Origin of the sequence: Anaerotruncus sp. 80 (assembly GCF_009936115.1) — a bacterium.
GTDB classification, from domain to species: domain Bacteria; phylum Bacillota; class Clostridia; order Peptostreptococcales; family Anaerovoracaceae; genus Senimuribacter; species Senimuribacter intestinalis.
In genome coordinates, this window is sequence record NZ_QWES01000068.1 from 1 (window position 1) to 721 (window position 721).

Annotated in this window: 1 pseudogene; it reads right to left on the minus strand. The window is 49.7% G+C overall.

Annotated elements, in window-relative coordinates:
- Positions 1-682 (minus strand): annotated as a pseudogene (locus tag D1155_RS15510) (hypothetical protein); the annotation flags it as partial.
- Positions 683-721: the final 39 nt, after the last annotated feature.

The window sequence follows — 721 nt, forward strand, 5'->3', positions numbered from 1 at the left end:
TTTCAATTCTTGTCGATAAGTCTCCGCTTTCTTCGCAGGCATACGGCAAATCCACATACACATCCTCGGTAATTTCAAAGAGACTGTCCGGCAGTTCTTTCATATATGGTTTGTAGGAACCTACTGCAATGTAGCATTTTCCCTTTAAGAGCTCCGGCTCCTCAGGCAATACCGGCTCTGTCGCAAAGGTTGTCGTCACTACGATATCAGAGCCGGAAAGCAATTCTTCTGCGCTTTTGCAGATGATCATTTCGGGATTGCCAATGGCTGCTTTCTGTAAATCCTCGGCATACTGTTTCAGTGCATCTTCCGGCTTGAACGGGTCAAACAAGCAAATCTTTTTGATGTTTCTCACAGCTGAAATGCACACGCCCTGGGAAAAACCCTGCACACCGCAGCCTACAATACCTACGGATGCTGCATTTTCATTGGACAGCTCTCTAGCTGCCAGTGCGCCAGTTGCGCCGGTACGCCAAGATGTGACTCTCTTTGCATCAAGCAGCGCCTTGCTCTGTCCTGTGGTTCTGTCGTTTAACACCACCACACCGTCGATGGACGGCAGTCTGCGCTCCCTGTTTTCCGGTACCAGCGCCAGCATTTTGGTGCCGCAGGCATGGTCTGTAAAGCACGGCATGTACAAAAATGTCATGCCACCTTCTTCAAAGCCATACCGCTCTGGCATGGCAAATTCTCCTTTTCCATAGATGTCGAAGGCTTTCGC